Origin of the sequence: Serratia sp. CY47444 (genome assembly GCF_052168635.1) — a bacterium.
In the GTDB taxonomy this organism is placed as follows: domain Bacteria; phylum Pseudomonadota; class Gammaproteobacteria; order Enterobacterales; family Enterobacteriaceae; genus Serratia; species Serratia bockelmannii.
In genome coordinates this window covers 49,432-68,530 of the sequence record NZ_JBJNMH010000007.1, presented here as the reverse complement: position 1 = coordinate 68,530, position 19,099 = coordinate 49,432, and the positions used below count along the sequence as shown (strand labels likewise).

15 protein-coding genes are annotated in these 19,099 nt (G+C 61.3%); 10 read left to right on the top strand and 5 right to left on the bottom strand.

Annotated features, from left to right (window positions below; genetic code table 11):
- Positions 1 to 135: 135 nt before the first annotated feature.
- The 3 genes from ACJ8IL_RS11675 to rluA all read left to right on the top strand — a co-directional run bounded on the left by ACJ8IL_RS11675 (position 136) and on the right by rluA (position 6,364).
- The gene (locus tag ACJ8IL_RS11675; protein ID WP_442516553.1) at positions 136 to 2,502 is read left to right on the top strand and encodes a DNA polymerase II; all 2,367 of its coding nucleotides are present in this window, start codon (positions 136 to 138) and stop codon (positions 2,500 to 2,502) included.
- A gap of 247 nt (positions 2,503 to 2,749) precedes the next feature.
- A complete protein-coding gene (gene rapA / locus ACJ8IL_RS11670; protein WP_442516552.1) occupies positions 2,750 to 5,656 on the top strand; it encodes an RNA polymerase-associated protein RapA in 2,907 nt (968 codons plus the stop codon).
- A 57-nt stretch (positions 5,657 to 5,713) separates the two neighbouring features.
- Positions 5,714 to 6,364: a bifunctional tRNA pseudouridine(32) synthase/23S rRNA pseudouridine(746) synthase RluA gene (gene rluA, locus ACJ8IL_RS11665; protein WP_043135978.1), complete on the top strand. Its 651-nt coding sequence runs from the start codon at positions 5,714 to 5,716 to the stop codon at positions 6,362 to 6,364.
- A gap of 144 nt (positions 6,365 to 6,508) precedes the next feature.
- On the opposite strand, the gene djlA is transcribed toward rluA, so the two are convergent.
- On the bottom strand, positions 6,509 to 7,330 hold the full coding sequence (gene djlA, locus ACJ8IL_RS11660; protein ID WP_025301546.1) for a co-chaperone DjlA: 822 nt from the start codon (positions 7,328 to 7,330) through the stop codon (positions 6,509 to 6,511).
- 228 nt (positions 7,331 to 7,558) lie between these two features.
- On the opposite strand from djlA, the gene lptD reads away from it, so the two are divergent.
- The 6 genes from lptD to apaH all read left to right on the top strand — a co-directional run bounded on the left by lptD (position 7,559) and on the right by apaH (position 14,320).
- Positions 7,559 to 9,919 carry an LPS assembly protein LptD gene (gene lptD, locus ACJ8IL_RS11655; protein ID WP_025301545.1) on the top strand — a complete coding sequence of 787 codons (2,361 nt, stop codon included), beginning with the start codon at positions 7,559 to 7,561 and terminating at the stop codon, positions 9,917 to 9,919.
- Positions 9,920 to 9,984: 65 nt separating this feature from the next.
- Positions 9,985 to 11,286: a peptidylprolyl isomerase SurA gene (gene surA, locus ACJ8IL_RS11650; protein ID WP_025301544.1), complete on the top strand. Its 1,302-nt coding sequence runs from the start codon at positions 9,985 to 9,987 to the stop codon at positions 11,284 to 11,286.
- The gene (gene pdxA / locus ACJ8IL_RS11645) at positions 11,264 to 12,265 is read left to right on the top strand and encodes a 4-hydroxythreonine-4-phosphate dehydrogenase PdxA (protein WP_380826549.1); all 1,002 of its coding nucleotides are present in this window, start codon (positions 11,264 to 11,266) and stop codon (positions 12,263 to 12,265) included. Before surA ends, pdxA begins: the two co-directional genes overlap by 23 nt.
- Positions 12,258 to 13,076, top strand: a complete 819-nt coding sequence (rsmA, locus tag ACJ8IL_RS11640; protein ID WP_025301542.1) for a 16S rRNA (adenine(1518)-N(6)/adenine(1519)-N(6))-dimethyltransferase RsmA — start codon at positions 12,258 to 12,260, stop codon at positions 13,074 to 13,076. Before pdxA ends, rsmA begins: the two co-directional genes overlap by 8 nt.
- A gap of 12 nt (positions 13,077 to 13,088) precedes the next feature.
- Entirely contained in the window at positions 13,089 to 13,466 is a 378-nt protein-coding gene (gene apaG / locus ACJ8IL_RS11635; protein ID WP_016929119.1) for a Co2+/Mg2+ efflux protein ApaG, read from the top strand.
- A gap of 2 nt (positions 13,467 to 13,468) precedes the next feature.
- The gene (gene apaH / locus ACJ8IL_RS11630) at positions 13,469 to 14,320 is read left to right on the top strand and encodes a bis(5'-nucleosyl)-tetraphosphatase (symmetrical) ApaH (RefSeq protein WP_043135986.1); all 852 of its coding nucleotides are present in this window, start codon (positions 13,469 to 13,471) and stop codon (positions 14,318 to 14,320) included.
- 50 nt (positions 14,321 to 14,370) lie between these two features.
- Here apaH and ACJ8IL_RS11625 read toward each other — a convergent pair whose 3' ends face one another.
- The 4 genes from ACJ8IL_RS11625 to ACJ8IL_RS11610 form a co-directional block, all read right to left on the bottom strand.
- Positions 14,371 to 16,260: a PhoX family protein gene (locus tag ACJ8IL_RS11625; protein ID WP_442516551.1), complete on the bottom strand. Its 1,890-nt coding sequence runs from the start codon at positions 16,258 to 16,260 to the stop codon at positions 14,371 to 14,373.
- A 180-nt stretch (positions 16,261 to 16,440) separates the two neighbouring features.
- On the bottom strand, positions 16,441 to 16,923 hold the full coding sequence (gene folA, locus ACJ8IL_RS11620; protein ID WP_025301539.1) for a type 3 dihydrofolate reductase: 483 nt from the start codon (positions 16,921 to 16,923) through the stop codon (positions 16,441 to 16,443).
- A 143-nt stretch (positions 16,924 to 17,066) separates the two neighbouring features.
- Positions 17,067 to 17,531 (bottom strand): threonine/serine exporter, encoded by a 465-nt coding sequence (locus ACJ8IL_RS11615; protein WP_442516550.1) that lies wholly within the window; start codon positions 17,529 to 17,531, stop codon positions 17,067 to 17,069.
- The gene (locus ACJ8IL_RS11610; RefSeq protein ID WP_060434209.1) at positions 17,528 to 18,328 is read right to left on the bottom strand and encodes a threonine/serine ThrE exporter family protein; all 801 of its coding nucleotides are present in this window, start codon (positions 18,326 to 18,328) and stop codon (positions 17,528 to 17,530) included. Before ACJ8IL_RS11610 ends, ACJ8IL_RS11615 begins: the two co-directional genes overlap by 4 nt.
- 126 nt (positions 18,329 to 18,454) lie before the next feature.
- On the opposite strand from ACJ8IL_RS11610, the gene ACJ8IL_RS11605 reads away from it, so the two are divergent.
- Complete coding sequence (locus ACJ8IL_RS11605; protein WP_025301536.1) at positions 18,455 to 19,069, top strand: LysE family translocator; 615 nt, start codon at positions 18,455 to 18,457, stop codon at positions 19,067 to 19,069.
- Positions 19,070 to 19,099 lie beyond the last annotated feature (30 nt).

Here is a 19,099-nt window from a genome sequence, read left to right as displayed (position 1 = left end):
ATGCGTATTTGGCAGCGCCGTACGCCGATGGACAATGACTGTATAAAAACACATACTATAATTTATCTATATTAGCGCCAAAACCGACATCTCGCTGGATGTCGCGCACGCCGCCCGGCCGAAGACGAAGGGGTTATGACAGCACTGCAACAGGGTTTCCTGCTCACTCGCCACTGGCGCGACACGCCCGCCGGCACCGAGGTCGAATTTTGGCTGGCGACCGACGCAGGCCCGCGTCAACTGCGCCTGCCGCCGCAGACCTCGGTGGCGTTTATCCCCGCCGAACAAAGGCAGCGCGCGGAACTGCTGCTGCGTGAAGAACGGCAAGTCGAACTGAAACCGCTGGCACTGACGGATTTTCACCACCGCCCAATGCTGGGGTTGTACTGCCGCCAGCACCGTCAACTCATCAAGCTGGAAAAGCTGCTGCGGGAAGGCGGCGTTGCGGTCTATGAAGCCGACGTTCGCCCGCCCGAGCGCTACCTGATGGAACGCTTCATCACCGCGCCGGTATGGTTCAACGGCCAGGGCAACGGCGATGGGCCGTTGCTCAATGGCCAGATGAAGCCGGCGCCGGACTACCGCCCGACGCTCAGACTGGTGTCGCTGGATATCGAAACCACCGCCCACGGCGAACTTTACTCCATAGCGCTGGAAGGCTGCGGCCAGCGCCAGGTCTACATGCTGGGGCCGGCCAACGGCGGCGATGCGCCGCTGGATTTCGATCTGGAATACTGCGCCAGCCGCCCCCAGCTGCTGGAACGGTTGAACGCGTGGCTGGAGCGCCACGATCCTGACGCCATCATCGGCTGGAACCTGGTGCAGTTCGATCTGCGGGTGCTGCAAAAGCACGCCGAACGCTACCAGATCCCGCTGCGGCTGGGGCGCGGCGGCAACCTGCTGGAGTGGCGCGAGCACGGCTTCAAACAGAACCACTTTTTCGCCACCGCCGCCGGCCGCCTGATCATCGACGGCATCGAAGCGCTGAAATCCGCCACCTGGAACTTCCCCTCCTTCAGCCTGGAATACGTTTCGCAGGCGCTGTTGGGTGAAGGCAAGGCGATCGACAACCCTTATCAGCGCATGGCGGAGATCGACCGACGCTTCGCCGAAGACAAGCCGGCGCTGGCCCGCTACAACCTGAAGGACTGCGAGCTGGTGACGCGCATCTTCGCCAAGGCCGATCTGCTCAACTTCCTGCTGGAACGCGCCACCGTCACCGGGCTGGCGGCCGATCGCAGCGGCGGATCGGTCGCGGCCTTCAGCCACCTCTATATGCCGCGCATGCACCGACTGGGCTTTGTCGCCCCCAACCTCGGCGAACAGCCGGAGGAACACAGCCCCGGCGGATTCGTGATGGACTCCCAGCCCGGTCTGTACGATTCGGTGCTGGTGCTGGACTATAAAAGCCTGTATCCGTCGATCATCCGCACCTTCCTGATCGATCCGGTCGGGTTGGTGGAAGGCATGCGCCACCCAAGCGACGCCGATTCGGTGCCCGGCTTTCGCAACGCCCGCTTCTCGCGCAGCAAACACTGCCTGCCGGCGATCGTCGAACAGATCTGGCAGGGGCGCGAAGCCGCCAAGCGCCAACACAATAAGCCCCTGTCGCAGGCGTTGAAGATCATCATGAACGCGCTGTACGGCGTGCTGGGATCGAGCGGCTGCCGCTTCTTCGATCCGCGGCTGGCGTCGTCGATCACCCTGCGCGGCCACGAGATCATGCGCCAAACCCGCGAGCTGATCGAAGCCGAAGGCTATCAGGTGATTTACGGCGATACCGACTCCACCTTCGTGTGGCTGAAACAGCCGCATGATGAGCAGCAGGCGGCGCAGATCGGCCGGGCGCTGGTGCAGCGGGTCAACGCCTGGTGGCAGCAGCATCTGCAGCAGCAGTTCGGGCTGGAGAACGCGCTGGAGCTGGAGTTCGAAACCCACTATTCCCGCTTCCTGATGCCGACCATTCGCGGCGCCGAACAGGGCAGCAAGAAGCGCTACGCCGGCCTGATCGCACGCGCCGGCGGCGAGGAAGAGATGGTGTACAAAGGTCTGGAAACGGTGCGCACCGACTGGACGCCGCTGGCGCAGCAGTTCCAGCAGCAGCTCTATCAGCGCATCTTCAAACGGCAACCCTACCAGGACTATGTGCGCGACTACGTCGGCAAAACCCTGAACGGCGACTTCGACGATCAGCTGGTGTACCGCAAGCGCCTGCGCAGAAAGCTCGACGACTATCAGCGCAACGTGCCGCCGCACGCCCGCGCCGCGCGCATCGCCGATGACTACAACCGCAGCCAGGGGCGGCCGCTGCAGTATCAGAACGGCGGCTGGATCAGCTACGTGATGACCGTCGCCGGGCCGGAACCGCTGGAAACCCGTCATTCGCCCATCGACTATCAGCATTACCTCGAACGCCAACTGCAACCGGTGGCAGACGCTATACTCCCTTTCTTGCACGACGATTTCACCACGCTGGTCACCGGGCAGATGGGGCTGTTTTGAGATTGCGCCAGGTTAAGAAAAATCATCCGGTTTTGCAGGTGACGAACGCGCCGCCTTCCATTACCATAGCGCCCTTCCCAAAACTGAACCACGCTTAGCCCTGCCGTCTCGCGACGTCTGCATGGCGTGAACGGCTATTGCCCGTCAAATTTAAAACAAACCGGGATTAGCAGACGTTCAGTACAGGTGCCGCGGCCCTTCCCGCCCGGTAACAAGACTTACTTACAAAGAATCGAGCCGACAATATATGCCTTTTACTCTTGGTCAACGCTGGATCAGCGACACGGAAAGCGAATTAGGACTGGGCACCGTCGTGGCGCTGGACGCGCGCATGATTACCCTGCTTTTCCCCGCCACCGGTGAAAACCGCCTCTATGCCAGAAACGATTCGCCGATCACCCGCGTGATGTTCAACCCGGGCGATACCGTCAGCAGCCACGAGGGATGGCAGCTGCAGGTGGAAGAGGTGAAAGAGGAAAACGGTCTGTTGACCTATATCGGCACCCGCCAGGACACCCAGGAAAGCGGCGTGGCGATGCGCGAAGTCCTGCTGGACAGCAAGCTGACCTTCAGCAAACCGCAGGATCGTCTGTTCGCCGGCCAGATCGACCGCATGGACCGTTTCGCGCTGCGTTTCCGCGCGCGCAAATACCAGAGCGAGCAGTATCGGCTGCCGTTCGCCGGCCTGCGCGGCATGCGCGCCAGCCTGATCCCGCACCAGCTGCACATCGCTCATGAAGTCGGCCAGCGCCATGCGCCGCGCGTTCTGCTGGCGGACGAAGTCGGCCTCGGCAAAACCATCGAAGCCGGCATGATCATCCACCAGCAACTGCTGGCGGGCCGCGCCGAGCGCGTGCTGATCGTGGTGCCGGAAACGCTGCAGCACCAGTGGCTGGTGGAGATGATGCGCCGCTTCAACCTCTACTTCTCGCTGTTCGACGACAGCCGCTACGCCGAAGCCAAGCTCGACAGCAGCAACCCGTTCGAGACCGAACAGCTGGTGATCTGCTCGCTGGACTTCGTGCGCCGCAACAAGCAGCGCCTGGAAGAGCTGGCGGACGCCCAGTGGGATCTGTTGGTGGTCGATGAAGCGCACCACCTGGCCTGGAGTGAAGAAGCGCCGAGCCGCGAATATCAGGTGATCGAACAGCTGGCCGAGCATATCCCCGGCGTGCTGCTGCTGACCGCCACCCCGGAGCAGCTGGGCCAACAGAGCCACTTTGCGCGCCTGCGCCTGCTCGATCCGAACCGTTTCCATGACTATGGCGAGTTCGTCGCCGAACAGCAGAAATACCGTCCGGTGGCCGACGCCGTCACCCTGCTGCTGAGCGGTGAACGCCTGGCCGACGACAAGCTGAACCTGCTGGGCGAGCTGATCGACGAGCAGGACATCGAACCGCTGCTCAAAGCGGCCAACAGCGAAGGCGACAACGCCGAGCAGGCGCGCCAGGAGCTGGTTTCCATGCTGATGGATCGCCACGGCACCAGCCGCGTGCTGTTCCGCAACACCCGTAACGGCGTGAAGGGCTTCCCGCACCGCAACCTGCACCAGATCAAGCTGCCGTTGCCAACCCAGTATCAGACCGCGATCAAAGTCTCCGGCATCATGGGTGCCAAGAAGTCCGTCGAAGCGCGCGCGCGCGACATGCTGTACCCGGAGCAGATCTACCAGGAATTCGAAGGCGAAAACGCCACCTGGTGGAACTTCGACCCGCGCGTCGAGTGGTTGCTGGACTACCTGCTGGCCAACCGTAACGAAAAAGTGCTGGTGATCTGCGCCAAAGCCGACACCGCGCTGCAGCTGGAGCAGGTGCTGCGCGAGCGTGAAGCGATCCGCGCCGCGGTGTTCCACGAAGGGCTGTCGATCATCGAGCGCGACCGCGCCGCCGCCTACTTCGCCTCCGAAGAGGAGGGCGCGCAGGTGCTGCTGTGTTCCGAGATCGGCTCCGAAGGCCGCAACTTCCAGTTCGCCAGCCAGCTGGTGATGTTCGATCTGCCGTTCAACCCGGATCTGCTGGAACAGCGTATCGGCCGTCTGGACCGTATCGGCCAGATGCACGATATCCAAATCATGGTGCCTTACCTGGAGCACACCGCGCAGGCGGTGCTGGGCCGCTGGTTCCACGAAGGGCTCGACGCCTTCGAACACACCTGCCCGACCGGCCGCACCATCTACGACAGCTGCTACGAGCAGTTGATCGGCTATCTGGCCGCGCCGACCGAGCAGGAAGGCCTGGACGAATTCATCCACGCCTGCCGCCAGCAGCACGATCAGTTGAAAGCGCAGCTGGAACAAGGCCGCGACCGGCTGCTGGAGATGCACTCCAACGGCGGCGACAAGGCCCAGGCGCTGGCCGCCGCCATCGCCGAGCAGGATAACGACGTCAACCTGGTGGGCTTCGCGCTCAACCTGTTCGACATCGTCGGCATCAATCAGGAAGACCGCAGCGACAGCCTGATCGTGCTGACGCCGTCCGATCATATGCTGGTGCCGGACTTCCCTGGCCTGCCGCAGGACGGCTGCACCGTGACCTTCGACCGCGATCAGGCGCTGTCGCGCGAAGACGCGCAGTTCGTCAGTTGGGAGCACCCGATCATCCGCAATGGCCTGGATCTGATCCTGTCCGGCGATACCGGCAGCTGCGCGGTGTCCCTGTTGAAAAACAAAGCGCTGCCGGTTGGCACCCTGCTGGTTGAACTGGTCTATGTGGTGGAGGCCCAGGCGCCGAAACACCTGCAGCTGACCCGCTTCCTGCCACCGACGCCGATCCGCATGCTGATGGATCGCAAGGGCACCAACCTGGCGGCGCAGGTCGAGTTTGAAAGCTTCAACCGCCAGTTGAACGCGGTCAACCGCCACACCTCCAGCAAGCTGGTCAATGCCGTGCAACAAGACGTGCACGCCATGCTACAGCAGGCGGAAAGCCTGGTGGAAGCGCAGGCGCGCACGCTGATCGAACAGGCGAAGCAAGAGGCGGACGACAAGCTGAGCGCAGAGCTGGCGCGTCTGGAAGCGCTGAAGGCGGTCAACCCGAACATCCGCGACGACGAAGTCGAGACGCTGGAGTTCAACCGCCGTCAGGTGCTGGCCAACCTCAATGAAGCAGGCTGGCGTCTCGACGCCATTCGTCTGGTGGTGGTCACCCACCAATAACCGGCGCGATGCGGGGAGGCCACCGTCTCCCCGTTCGGCCCTTTTCGCGGAGCCAAGATGGAACCCTACAATCCCCCGCAGGACCCGCTGCACATCCTGTATCAGGATGAACACATCATGGTGGTCAACAAGCCCAGCGGCTTGCTGTCGGTACCCGGCCGCGCCCCGGAAAACAAAGACAGCCTGATGACCCGCATTCAGGCCGATCATCCGGCCGCCGAATCGGTGCACCGGCTGGATATGGCCACCAGCGGGGTGATCGTGGTGGCGCTCAACAAGGCCGCCGAGCGTGAGCTAAAGCGTCAATTTCGCGAACGCGAACCGAAGAAATCCTATATCGCCCGCGTTTGGGGACATATGGCGCATGATGAAGGATTAGTGGATTTGCCGCTGATCTGCGACTGGCCGAACCGGCCGCTGCAAAAAGTGTGTTTTGACACCGGCAAAGCGGCGCAGACGGAATATCGGGTGCTGTCGCGCGACGCCGACGGCAGCACCCGCGTGAAGCTGACGCCGATCACCGGCCGCTCGCACCAGCTGCGGGTGCACATGCTGGCGCTGGGACACCCGATCCTCGGCGACGGTTTCTACGCCCCGCCGGAAGCCAAAGCGATGGCGCCGCGGCTGCAGCTGCACGCGCAGGAGTTGCGCATCACCCACCCCGCCTTCCAGACGCCGATGCACTTTCGCGCCGAGCCGGATTTCTGAGCTCATCACCCTGAGATACCCTAAATAATTCGAGTTGCAGGAAGGCAGCAACTAAGCGCAGCCCCGGGAGCGTACAAAAAGTACGTGACCGGGGGTAAGCGCGGGCAGCCAACACTCCTGCAGCTCGAAGTATGACGGGTATCGTTATTTAAAACCTTTCTCGCGTTTGATCAGGTCGTACGCCGCCTGGATCTCCTGCGCTTTCTGCTTGGCCATTTCCATCATCTCCGGCGGCAAGCCTTTCGCCACCAGCTTATCCGGATGGTGTTCGCTCATCAGCTTGCGGTAGGCGCGTTTGATGGTGGCGGCATCGTCGCTGCTGCGCACGCCAAGCACCTTGCACGCATCGTCGAGCGTCGGGCCGCGCTGAGCCTGCTGATAGCCGCCCTGCGAATACCCGCCCTGCTGACCGCCGCCGAACTGACGCCCGCCCTCCATCATGCTGAGGAACTGATCGAACTGCGCGCGCGAAATGCCCAGCTCTTCGGCGATGACATACAGCACCTGACGTTCGTTCGGGTGCAGCGAGCCGTCGGCGAACGCCGCCTGAATCTGAATTTCCAGAAACATCCGAATCAGATCGAAGCGGCCGAAACAGATACTGCGGAACTGCTGCAGCGTCTCACGCAGCGGGAACTGGCTCTGTTTGCCCTCGCGGAACGCCTGCTGCGCCGCGGTGCGCGCTTCGCCGTGCAGCTGAAGGCGATCCATAAACAGGCTGGCGATCTGAATATCCGCCTCGGTGACGCGTCCTTTGGATTTGGTCAGGTGGCCCATCACCTGAAAAGTGGTGCGGAAAAACAGCGTTTGCCGCGTTTGCTGGTCGGTGAAAAACCCCCGACTGCGCTTGTTGCTGCGCGCCGTATCGATCATATGACCGATAATCAGCCCCAGAACTACACCCCAGAATCCCGCGCCAGACCAGATGGCGACGATGACGCCGAGCAGTTTTCCCCAATACTGCATATACTCCTCAATTATCATGCCGAAAGCCGCCCGCTCTCCTCCGTTTCAGGAAAGGGCGCAGGCGATTTTTCCTAGAATTTGGATTATCATACCTGTCATTTATCTTTGCGCCTAACGACGACGCAAGTAAACGGCTGGATTTAGCACTAGCGCAACGCAGATGAGTAATATAGTCTCTGACCGTTTGCCAGACACGACGCCTCTGATGACGGAACACCAAAACCGCGTATGAAAAAAAGTTTCCCAACACTGCTGGCCACGATGATTTGGACGGCACTCTACAGTCAGCATGCGCTGGCTGATCTGGCCGAGCAATGCATGCTTGGCGTTCCCGTTTACGACAAGCCTTTGGTCAGCGGCGATCCGAACAGCCAGCCGGTGACCATCAATGCCGATGACTCGCGCGCCGACTACCCGAAAAGCGCCCTGTTCAGCGGCAACGTGCATATCGAGCAGGGTAACAGCACCCTGACCGCCAAAGAAGTTGAGCTGAACCAGACGGAAAACCCCGGCCAGACGGATCCGGTGCGCACCGTCACCGCTACCGGCGACGTGCACTACAGCGACAATCAGATCAAACTGAAAGGCCCGAAGGCCTGGTCGAACCTGAATACCAAAGATACCGACGTCTATGAAGGCGACTACCAGATGGTAGGCCGTCAGGGTCGCGGCGACGCCGACAAGATGAAAATGCGCGGCGCCAACCGTTACACCATCCTGGAAAACGGCACCTTTACCTCCTGCCTGCCGGGCGACGACAGCTGGAGCGTGGTCGGTTCCGAAGTGATCCACGATCGCGAAGAGCAGGTGGCGGAAATCTGGAACGCCCGCTTCCGCATCGGCGGCGTGCCGGTGTTCTACAGCCCGTACCTGCAATTGCCGGTCGGCGACAAGCGCCGTTCCGGCTTCCTGATCCCGAACGCCAAGTACGGCAGCAACAATGGCTTCGAGTTCATGTTGCCGTACTATTGGAACATCGCGCCGAACTACGACGCCACCATCACGCCGCACTATATGTCCAAGCGCGGCCTGCAGTGGCAGACCGAGTTCCGTTATCTGGTGCAGCCGGGCCTCGGCCTGATGGAGTTCGACTGGCTGCCGGACGACAAGGAATACGGCAAAGATCATGACGACAACAAACGCTGGCTGTTCTACTGGAACCATAACGGCGTCATGGATCAGGTATGGCGCTTCAACGTCGACTACACCAAGGTCAGCGATTCCAAATACTTCACCGATCTGGACTCCAAATACGGTTCCACCACCGACGGCTACGCCACGCAGAAATTCAGCCTCGGCTACGCCAACGAAAACTGGAACGCCACGCTGAGCTCCAAGCAGTTCCAGATCTACGACGACACCGATCGTTCACAGTCGGACTCGTATAAAGTTCAGCCGCAGCTGGACCTGAACTACTACAAGAACGACATCGGCCCGTTCGACTTCCATATTTACGGCCAGGCGGCCAAGTTCACCAGCGTCAACCCATATAGCCCTGACGCCACCCGTCTGCATATGGAGCCGACGCTGAGTCTGCCGCTCACCAACGGCTGGGCCAGCCTGAACACCGAAGCCAAGGTGATGGCGACCCACTACCAGCAGGATATTCCTGACGGTTTCGCTGCCAACTACCAGAGCCGCAAAAACGCTGCCGCGCCGGAGCTCGATGATTCGGTCAACCGCGTACTGCCGCAGTTCAAAGTCGACGGCAAGCTGGTGTTCGAGAGGCCGATGATCTGGGCCGAGGGCGCTACCCAGACGCTGGAGCCGCGCGTGCAGTACCTGTATGTGCCGTACCGCGACCAGAGCAACATCTACACCTACGACACCACGCTGCTGCAGACCGACTACTCCGGCCTGTTCCGCGATCGCACCTACAGCGGCTTGGATCGCATCGCTTCGCAGAACCGCGTCTCTACCGGTTTGACCACCCGCATTTATGATGACGCCCTGGTTGAACGTTTTAACGCTTCCGTGGGTCAAATCTACTACTTCAGCCGTTCGCGTACCGGTGACCAGATGACCGGTTACGACAACAACGACGATACCGGCAGCGTAGCCTGGGCCGGCGATACCTATTGGAAAATCGACGATCGTTGGGGCCTGCGCGGCGGCCTGCAGTACGACACCCGCCTGAACAGCGTCTCGCTGGGCAACGGCGTGGTGGAATACCGCCAGGACGCCGAGCGCGTGGTGCAGTTGAACTACCGTTACGCCACGCCGGAATATATCCAGACGGCGTTGAACACCAAAACGGTTCCGGCCTTCCAGGACGGCATCTCGCAGGTGGGCATCACCGGCAGTTGGCCGATCGCCGATCGTTGGGCGGTGGTCGGGGCGTACTACTACGACACCCGCGCCAAACAATCCGCCGATCAGTTGGTGGGGCTGAAGTACAACACCTGCTGCTGGGCGGTGACGCTGGGCTATGAGCGCAAGATCACCGACTGGAACAACAGCAACAATACCAGCGTTTACGACAACAGAGTTTCGTTCAACGTCGAACTGCGCGGCCTGAGCAGCGATCATAGTCTCGGCTCCGCAGAAATGCTGCGCTCCGGCATTCTGCCGTATCAGCGCGCATTCTGACGCTTTGCAACACTTTGAAAACGAGAACTTTCACCCGCATTTGCGGATTACATAATGGGAAATGTATGAAGAACTGGAGAACGCTTATTCTCGGATTGGTGGTTTGCGCCAATGCCGCGTTCGCAGCACCCCAAGAAGTGGATAAAGTCGCCGCCGTCGTGGATAACGGCGTGGTACTCGAAAGCGACGTCAACGGTCTGTTGCAGTCAGTCAAGCTCAACGCCCAGCAGGCCGGCCAACAGCTGCCGGACGACAAGACGCTGCGCCATCAGATCATCGAACGCCTGATCATGGATAACATCCAGCTGCAGATGGCCAAGAAAATGGGCATCACCGTGTCCGATGCCGATCTGGACAAAGCGATCGCCAACATCGCCGCGCAAAACAAGATGAGCGTCGATCAGCTGCGCAGCCGCCTGTCGTACGAAGGGTTGAACTACAACACCTACCGCGCGCAGATCCGCAAAGAGATGCTGATCTCCGAAGTGCGTAACAACGAAGTGCGCCGCCGCGTCACCATCCTGCCACAGGAAGTGGACGCACTGGCCAAACAGGTGGGCGCACAGAACGGCAGCGACACCGAAATGAACATCAGCCACATCCTGATCCCGCTGCCGGAAAACCCGTCGCAGCAGCAGGTCGACAAAGCCGAAGAGCTGGCCAAACGTCTGGTGGGTGAGATCAACAGCGGCGCCGACTTCGGCAAGCTGGCGATCACCTACTCCGCCGACTCTCAGGCGCTGAAAGGTGGCAACATGGGCTGGGGCAAACTGCAAGAAATCCCGACCCTGTTCGCGGAACGTCTGGTGAGCGCCAAGAAAGGCGACGTCGTCGGCCCAATCCGTTCCGGCGTCGGCTTCCACATCCTGAAAGTGAACGACATTCGCGGCGCCAGCCAGTCGGTGTCGGTCACCGAAGTGCACGCCCGTCACATCCTGCTGAAACCTTCAGTGGTGCTGACCGACGACCAGGCTCGCGCCAAACTGCAATCCGTGGCGGAAGCGATCAAGAGCGGCCGCGCCAAGTTTGCCGACGAAGCCAAACAGCTGTCGCAAGATCCGGGTTCTGCGATGCAGGGCGGCGATCTGGGCTGGGCTTCCCCGGACATCTACGATCCGGCCTTCCGCGATGCGTTGCTGAAGCTGAGCAAGGGTGAAATCAGCGCGCCGGTCCACTCCTCCTTCGGTTGGCACCTGATCCAGTTGCTGGATACCCGCCAGGTGGATAAGACCGACGCTGCGCAGAAAGATCGCGCTTACCGTATGCTGTTCAACCGTAAGTTCGCCGAAGAAGCGCAGACCTGGATGCAGGAACAGCGCGCCCAGGCTTACGTGAAGATCCTCGATGGCAGCGATGCACAGCAATAAACGCGTCGTCATTACCCCCGGCGAACCCGCCGGGGTGGGGCCGGATTTGGTGGCAGCGCTGGCGCAACAGGATTGGCCTGTTGAGCTGGTGGTGTGCGCCGATCCGGCCCTGCTGCTTGAACGCGCCAAGCGTATGGGCCTGCCGCTGACGCTGCGCGACTACCAGCCGCAGCAACCGGCCGAAGCGCAACGCGCCGGCACGCTGACCGTGCTACCGGTCCCGCTCGCTCACCCGGTTACCGCCGGTGAGTTGAACGTCGGCAACAGCGCCTACGTGGTGGAAACCCTGGCGCGCGCCTGCGACGGCTGCCTGAACGGCGAGTTCGCGGCGCTGATCACCGGCCCGGTGAACAAGGGCGTGATCAACGACGCCGGCGTGCCGTTTATCGGCCATACCGAATTCTTTGCCGATCGCAGCCGCTGCGATCGCGTGGTGATGATGCTCGCGACCGAAGAGCTGCGCGTGGCGCTGGCGACCACCCACCTGCCGCTGCTGGCGGTGCCGGGCGCCATCACGCAGCAGAGCCTGTTCGAAGTCATCCGCATCCTCGACCACGATCTGAAAACCAAATTTGGCATCGCCCAGCCGCACATTTACGTTTGCGGTCTGAATCCCCACGCCGGGGAAGGCGGCCATATGGGGCGCGAAGAGATAGACACCATCATCCCGGCGCTCGACGCGCTGCGCGCTGACGGCATCCATCTTGTCGGCCCGCTGCCGGCGGACACCCTGTTCCAGCCCAAATATCTGCAAGATGCCGATGCGGTGCTGGCGATGTATCACGATCAGGGGCTGCCGGTGCTAAAATACCAAGGGTTCGGCCGCGCGGTGAATATCACCCTCGGTTTGCCTTTCATACGCACCTCGGTCGACCACGGTACCGCTCTGGAACTGGCCGGCACCGGCACCGCCGATGTCGGCAGTTTCCAAACGGCCCTGAATCTCGCCATTAAAATGATAATTAATTGTAATGAATAACAGAGTCCACCAAGGGCACTTTGCCCGCAAACGCTTTGGACAAAACTTTTTAACCGATCAGTTTGTCATCGATAGCATTGTCTCCGCCATTCACCCGCAGCCGGGCGAAGCGGTGGTCGAGATCGGCCCCGGCCTCGGCGCCTTGACCGAGCCGGTCGGCGCGCGCATGGACCGCATGACGGTGATCGAACTGGACCGCGATCTGGCCACCCGGCTGGAGAACCACCCGCGGCTGAAAGACAAGCTGACCATCCACCAGCAGGACGCCATGACGGTGAATTTCGCCGAACTGGCCGAGGAAGCTGGCCAACCGCTGCGCGTATTTGGTAACCTGCCGTACAATATTTCGACGCCGCTGATGTTCCACCTTTTCAGCTATACTCAGGCAATCCGCGACATGCACTTTATGTTGCAAAAAGAGGTGGTCAACCGTCTGGTGGCCGGCCCGAACAGCAAGGCCTACGGGCGTTTGACCGTGATGGCGCAGTACTACTGCAACGTCATTCCGGTGCTGGAAGTGCCGCCGACCGCGTTCGCGCCGCCGCCGAAGGTCGATTCCGCCGTGGTGCGTCTGGTGCCGCACACCGAGCTGCCGAACCCGGTGGGCGACGTGCGCATGCTGAGCCGCATCACCACGCAGGCATTCAACCAGCGGCGGAAAACCATCCGCAATAGCCTGGGCGACCTGTTCACGCCGGAGCAGCTGACGGAGCTGGGCGTCGATCCTTCGCTCAGAGCAGAAAATATTTCTGTGGCGCAGTACTGCAAGCTGGCGAACTGGCTGTCAGCCAATCCGGCGCCGCAGCAATAAGGAGTTGTTGTCATGATTGATTCGCCCCGCGTGTGTATTCAGGTTCAGAGCATCTATGTGGAATCACAGTCGATCCCTGAAGAAGAGCGTTACGTCTTCGCCTATACCATCACCATCCGCAATCTGGGGCGGACCGACGTGCAACTGTTGGGCCGTTACTGGCTGATCACCAACAGCAACGGCCGTCAGACCGAAGTCCAGGGCGAAGGCGTGATCGGCGAACAGCCCGTCATTCCGCCCGGTGGCGAGTTTCAGTACACCAGCGGCGCCATTCTGGAAACGCCGCTGGGCACCATGGAAGGCCATTACGAAATGGTGGACCATCAGGGTCAGCCGTTCCGCACCGCTATTCCCGTGTTCCGCTTAGCCATTCCAACGCTGATCCATTAACTATGTCGACATACCTTATCGGCGACGTTCACGGCTGTTTCGATGAACTGAAGTCGCTGCTGGCTCAGGCTGCTTTCGATCCCGAGCGCGATCAACTGTGGCTGACCGGCGATCTGGTGGCGCGCGGCCCCGCCTCGCTGGACGTGCTGCGCTATGTGCGCTCGCTCGGCCCGGCGGTGCGCATGGTGCTGGGCAACCACGATCTGCACCTGCTGGCGGTTTACGCCGGCATTAGCCGCAACAAACCCAAAGATCGCATCACGCCGCTGCTGGAAGCGCCGGACGCCGACGAGCTGATCAATTGGCTGCGCCGCCAACCGGTGCTGCAGGTGGATGATGAGCAAAAGCTGGTGATGGCCCACGCCGGCATCACCCCGCAGTGGGACATCGACACCGCGAAAATGTGCGCACGCGAAGTGGAGGCGGTATTGAGCAGCGACAGCTATCCGCTGTTCCTCGACGCCATGTACGGCGACATGCCGAACAACTGGGCGCCGGAGCTGAGCGGCCTGGCGCGCCTTCGTTTCAGCACCAATGCGCTGACGCGCATGCGCTACTGCTTCCCCAACGGCCAGCTCGACATGATCTGCAAAGATGCGCCGGGCAGCGCGCCGGCGCCGCTGAAACCGTGGTTCGAGCTGCCGCGCCTGGTGGATCCGGAATACACCATCATCTTCGGCCACTGGGCCTCGCTGGAAGGCAAGGGTACGCCGGAGGGCGTGATCGGGCTGGATACCGGCTGCTGCTGGGGCGGCGATCTGACGATGCTGCGCTGGGAAGACCGCCGTTACTTCACGCAACCCGCCAATCGCGGCGAAGCGCCTGACCACGCCGGCAGATTAGCCGCATCCTGAAACGATAAAGGCGGCCCGGTGGCCGCCTTTGTTCTGTATTGATTGCCGCCTTACGCTCCAATCACTCCGCCATCTTCACGCGTGATCATCAACACCGATGAACGCGGGCGCGGGCTGTTGTTCGGGAAGTGCGAATCGCCCTCTTCTCCCGGATGCTGTACGTTGACGAACATCGTCTTGTAGTCCGGGGTGAAGGTGATGCCGGTCAGTTCGCAGGACTTTGGCCCCACCATGAAACGGCGAATTTCGCCGCTGACCGGATCGCCCACCAGCATCTGGTTGTTGCCCTGCCCAACGTAATCCCCCTTGTTGCTGTACTTGCCGTCGGTGAGGATCCACAGGCGGCCGGCGCGATCGAAGCCCAGCCCGTCCGGGCTGTTGAAGGTATTTTCCGCCGTGATGTTCGGCGTGCCGCGGTTGACGCCTTCCGGGTGGGCAATCGGGTTGCCGCACAGTGCATACATGTCCCAGGCAAAGGTGCCGGCGGTGGCGTCGCCGCCTTCGTCCCAGCGAATGATCTGGCCATAGATATTGTTCGGCCGCGGGTTGGCGGCGTTCAGCGGCATCCCTTCCTCACCGCGTTTGCTGTTGTTGGTCAGCGTGCAGTACGCACGGCCGTCATGCGGGTTCACCGCGATCCACTCCGGGCGATCCATTTTGGTGGCGCCGACCTGCTGCGCCGCCTTGCGGGCGAAGATCAGCACTTCGGCCTCGTCGCGGAAGCCGTTCTCCGGCGTCAGGCCGTTCTTGCCGAACTCGAGCGCAATCCAGCGCCCTTTGCCCTTCAGCGGCGTGCCGGCTTCGTCGCCGTCGAACTGCGCCACGTACAGCGTTCCCTCATCCAGCAGCGTGCGATTGTTGGCCGGATTGGCGGCGTCGACCACGCCTTTGGAAACGTACTTATAGATATGTTCACCGCGCTCGTCGTCGCCCATATACACCACCAGACGGCCGTCTTTGGCCACGGTCACCGCCGCGTTTTCATGTTTGAAGCGGCCGAGCGCGGTGTGCTTGATGGGCGTCGAGATCGGATTCAACGGATCGATCTCCACGATCCAGCCGTGACGGTTGAATTCGTTGGGATTCTTCGCCACATCGAAGCGCTCGTCATAGTCCGGCCAGTTGCGCTCCGGTTCGTTGACCTTCAGCGTGTAGCGCTTCTGTTCCGGCGTGGTTCGATAATCGGCCTGACGGGTGCCGAAATAGGTGTCGAAGTTTTCCTCGCAGGTCAGGTAGGTGCCCCACGGCGTCTTGCCGTTGGCGCAATTGCCGAAGGTGCCCAGCACCTTGCGGCCGCTCGGATCGGCGGCGGTCTGCAACAGCGGATGTCCGGCGGCCGGGCCGCTGAATTGCATCTCGCTGTTGGCGGTGATGCGGCGGTTATAGCGCGACGGGCGCTCCACCGCCCAGCGCTGGCCGTCGCCGACCCGCTTGACCGCGACAATGGAGACGCCGTGCGCCGCCTGCGATTTGCGCACCTCTTCCAGGCTGGTGGCCTTGGCGCCGCCGTGGGCGAACAGGTACTGCTCGTTAACGTATTCGTTATTGATGGCCATCACGCCGTGATTGTCATCGATAGGGAAGAAGCTCATGCCATCATTGTTGTCGCCAAACTGTTTTTCCTGATCGGCGGCGCTGTTGTTGCCCTGCGGATCGAAGGCCGGCGCGCCGTCCACCAGCGGCTCGCCCCAGGAGATCAGCACCTCGGCGCGGTAGCCTGGCGCTATCGTCACTTCATCGGCGGTAGACGCGGCGATGCCCCGGAAACCCAGCAGCGTGTTCGGCGGCAGATCCTCGGCTAACGCCTCGGCGGAGACCGACCAGATGCCGCCGCCGAGAAAACCGGCCAGGCCGACGGCGCCGGCGCTGCCGAGCAGCAGCTTGCGGCGAGTGGGATCGATCAGGCGGTCGGCGTCTAATTGCTCAATTTGCTTGGTCATAACGTGGTTACCTTTTTAGTTATGGCGCCGCGGTCAAGATTCACCAGAGTTGCCGTGGCGCTCGGAGTTGGGCTTCATACTAATCAGGTAATGTGACGGAAAGGTTACGAATGACCGGCGCAAAAAGACCGGGGGCGCAATTGCTTGCGCCCCCGGGGATAGCTGGCTAACGCGCTGAAATCAGCGGCGCTGCAGGATTTCGAAGCAGTAGCTGTGCGAATTCAGCTCGTCGGCGTCGTGGAATTCGCTGAACGTGGTTTCCCACTCGTCCGGCTCGTAATCCGGGAAGTGAGTATCGCCGCCGACTTCGGCGTCGATGTGCGTCAGGTACAGGCGATCGGCGCGCGGCAGCAGCTGGGTATAGATGCGCCCACCGCCGATCACCATCACTTCTTCCACCTCACCCGCGGCGGCCAGCGCCTCATCCAGCGAGGTCACCCAGGTCACCCCGGCGGCATTACCTGGGCGGCTGCTCAAAACGATATTGTGGCGGCCCGGCAGCGGGCGGCCGATGGACTCGAAGGTCTTGCGGCCCATAATAACCGGCTTATTCAACGTGTTGCGTTTAAACCACGCAAGGTCCGCCGGCAGGTGCCACGGCATGGCGTTTTCCATGCCAATAACGCGATCCGCCGCCAAGGCAGCGATCAGGCTGATAATCATTGTTTAACCCTGTGTAGGCAGCAAAATTGGTGACACTATACGTAAAGGCCTGAGTGCCGTCGATAGGCTAATCAAGCAAGATGAATATATAAGATAGCTCTTATCAGCATATCTAATAACCAACGATCGCCCGCCGGGAAATTTCACACGCCGGGGCGTTTGCGGTACAGCCACAGGCCCGGCAACGACAGGCCGATCGACAACGCGCCGACGATGAAACTGGCCTTGAGGAAGTTGGTGATCATGGTCTCCATCAAGGCTTCGCTGTAGCCCAGATGTGAGATCTCTACCACAGTTATCATCGCGGTATAGGCGGAAATGCCGGGGAACATCGGGATCACCGCCGCCACGGTGAATACCTTCGGATGCGCCAACAGCCAGCGCGACCAGTAGATGCCGATGATACCGATCAGGATCGCCGCCAGCAGCGACGCCCACTCGATATTCATGCCAGCGTGCATCATCAACATGCGCGAGCCGCGCCCGATTGCCCCGAGCAGCGCGCAATAGCGCAGCGCGCGTAGCGGCACGTTGAACACCATGGCAAAGCCCAGCGCCGGCACCGCCGCCAACAGCATCTCCTGCAACAATGCCCACAGCAGACTCATGACCACCCCCGCAGATCCCACAGCGACATCGCCATCACCACCCCGATGCAGGTCGCCAGCGTCAGCAGGCTGGCCATCGCCCAGCGCGCCAGCCCGGTATTGACGTGCCCCTTGAACATATCGGCCACCGCGTTGATCAGCGGGAAGCCCGGTACCAGCAACAGCACGCTGGCGGCCATCGCCACGCTGGAGGTGTCTTTAAACGCCGGCAGGCGCAGCAGCAGTCCGGAGATCGACGTCGCGACAAACGCCGTCAGGCAAAAATTGATCAGTGGATTCATATGACGGGCGGTGAGGATTTGACGTACCAGCATCGCCGCGCCGCTGGCGATAAAGGTCACCAAAAAGGCGTCGTCGCCGCCGCCGTTGAGCATGCTGAAACATCCACAGGACAGGCCCACCATCAGCACCACCAGCCAGCGCGGGTAGCGTAGCGGCCGGATCCTTTCAAAACGACGCGCCACGTCGTGCGCATCCGCCAGGTGGTGCTCGGCGAGGATCACGATATGCTGCACTTCGGTCACCACCTGCATATTGATGCCGCGATCGACATTCTTGCGGGTGGTGGTCAGGCAGGCGCCGTGGCTGAGGGTGGTCAACACCACCGCATTGGCGGAGATTGAACTTTCCACGCTGTCCATCCCCAGCGCCAACCCCAGGCGGGTCGACAGCTGTTCCACCACCGTGCTCTCGGCGCCATGCTGCAACAGCAGCAGCGCGCATTGAATGCACAGGCGGGTAATTTCACGCTGTTGCCGGTGCGGCTCCGGCATGTCTGTGGCGGTAGTCTGCTGCATAGTGCTCCGTCGCTGGCGGTAGATGAATTATTATCATAGAGCCTAACAATACCTCATTGGGTTGATGCGCATCAGAGGAAGCGGCGTTATTATCGCCAGAACTCTGTCTTTTGCGCGAGACGCCCCATGCTTGAAACTTCGCTGTTCGTCGCCGGCATCGCCGCCCTCGGCATGCTCTCCCCCGGCCCGGATTTTTTCCTGGTGATCAAAAATGCCGCCCGCTATCCGCGGCTGGCCGCCATGATGACCGCTTTCGGCGTGATCTGCGGTGTCGCCACCCACATGTCCTACTGCGTCGCCGGGCTGGCGGTGGTGATCACCACCACGCCGTGGCTGTTTAACCTGCTGAAATACGCCGGGGCGGTCTATCTGGTGTGGATCGGCATCCAGGCGCTGCTGTCGCGCGGCGGCGGCAAGATGAACGTCAGCAATCTGCCGCAGCAACAGGTCAGCCTGAAGAGCGCCTTTGCGCAAGGCTACCTGTGCAACCTGCTGAACCCGAAAGCCACCCTGTTCTTCCTGGCGGTATTCACCCAGGTGCTGCAGATCGATTCCGGCCTGGGCGACAAGCTGTGGTACGCGGGGATTATTCTCGGCCTGTCGGTCATCTGGTGGCCGCTGCTGGTGTTCCTGATCCAGAGCGGGCCGGTGCGCCGCGGGCTGGAAAAGACGCAGAAGGTCGTCGACAAATTGCTGGGTGGCATGCTGATCGCCTTAGGGATCAAGGTCGCGTTGAGCTAAGCAAAAAAACGGGGCGCCATTACGGCGCCC